This is a genomic window from Endozoicomonas sp. SESOKO4 (genome assembly GCF_024606275.1).
Genome location: NZ_JAHHPS010000572.1, coordinates 1 through 1806, shown reverse-complemented (window position 1 = coordinate 1806; position 1806 = coordinate 1). Strand labels below are relative to the sequence as shown.

General features: G+C 52.7%; 2 protein-coding genes. Both read left to right on the top strand.

Going from position 1 to position 1806, the window contains the following annotated elements; translation table 11 throughout:
- Positions 1-1227: ankyrin repeat domain-containing protein (locus tag KDK16_RS11315; protein WP_257276188.1), on the top strand; the 1227-nt coding region annotated here is incomplete at its 5' end.
- Between the two features lie 199 nt (positions 1228-1426).
- Positions 1427-1806 (top strand): hypothetical protein (locus KDK16_RS11310; protein WP_257276187.1); only part of this gene is annotated, 380 nt, incomplete at its 3' end.

The window sequence follows — 1806 nt, the reverse complement described above, 5'->3', positions numbered from 1 at the left end:
ACTGACGTAACAATGGAGTCCGACCCCTGCCCTATTTGTCTGGTTCACTTCCATGGTCGTGATGAAGCGTTTGTGGTCGTCAAAGCCCATTGCTGCGGCCACCGCTTCGATCTGGACTGTATTTCGAGGTGTTTTCTTGATCAGCCCATCGGCTCTCGCCATTGTGCAATGTGTCGGCAAGACCCGATGCCTATGGTGAATGAGAACACCGGTGAATCTCACCCGGATCCATTTTTCCCCGATCAGGCGTTTTATAATGCCTGTCTTGAGGGGGATTTGGATCAAGTGGAGAAGTCACTGGCAGAGGGAGTCAATGTCAATGCGGTTATGGATAATGATTTCACGGCTTTGATCTTGGCATCTTCCGGGGGGCACATGGAGATCGTCGAGCGCCTGGTCAACGCCGGGGCGAATCTCAACGCCCGAACCAAGAGAGGTTCCACCTCGCTGTTCGTCGCTGCCCAGGAGGGTCATACCAACATCGTGAAACTCCTGATCAAGGCCGGGGCGGATCTCAACACTCAGACAAAGGGTGGCGGCACCGCACTGTTCATCGCTGTCCAAAAAAATAACACCGACTGCGTGAAACTCCTGATTAACGACGGGGCGAATCTCGACACCGCCTTGTTGGATGGCACCACCCCGCTGTTCTTTGCTGCCCAAAAAAATTACAGCGACTGCGTGAAACTGTTGGTCGAAGCCAAGGCGGATCTTAACGCCCGGACCAAGAATGGCGTCACCCCGCTGCTCATTGCTGCCGGGAAAGGCAATACCGACAGTGTGAAAATCCTGATCGAAGGCGGTGCGGATCTCAACGCCGCCTGTTCGAATGGCGCCACCGCAGTGTTAATGGCTGCCCAGGAAAATAACACCGACTGCGTGGAACTCCTGATTGAAGCCAGGGCAGTTCTCAACACCCGGGCCAAGAACGGCGCTACCGCACTGTTCATGGCTGCCCAAGAAAATAACACCGGGTGCGTGAAAGCCCTTATCAACGCTGGAGTTAATCCCAACACCGCCCTACCGGATGGCGCCACCCCGTTGTTCATCGCAGCCCAGCAGGGCAATACCGAGTGTGTGAAACTCCTGATCAAGGCCAGGGCGAATCTCAACGCCGTCAGGACTACGGATGGCGCCACACCACTCTGCATCGCAATCGCAATAGGCAATACCGACTGCGCGAAAGCCCTGAGCGAGGCCGGGGCAAGGTGGCAACAGAGACAATGAAGGAAACAAAAGAGAGGCGTTATCTTATCCAGAAAACACCGCTTTCAGGTGTTAAGGTGATCGACAAGAAACATTAAAAAGTTGAGATTCTGACAGGGCTGAAAACTTCTCTGGGGCAGTTGAGAACAGTTGAATGCGTAATCTGAGTTATTTTCCTGATCTATCCTTCCCACCCTTCACACCAGAATGCAAGGCTAGAATGATTAAACGCTCACTGTCTACAGTACCTCTGCTATTCATGACATTATCCGTCGTCTCTCAGGCTCAACCGATGACAAGACATTTTGTTGTCGAGATTACAAAGAAATCGTCGTTTAATCCGATGAAACAAAAAGGGCTGGGTCAGGATCACCCGTTTGCAGCCATCATAATGGTGCCTGGCTCTGGGAGTGATCAGCGACAATACCCGCCATCAGATTCAACGGGACAGCAAGCTCAGGGTGCCACCGCCCGCCCTTCAGGCTCTTTCAGCAACTCCTTTAATTCTGTCTCTGCCGGTGGTAGCGGAGGCTCACAGCAACATCTGCATACTTTGGGTTTAGATTGTTTCGTCTTTCCCTGTCATGGCGTTTGTCAATT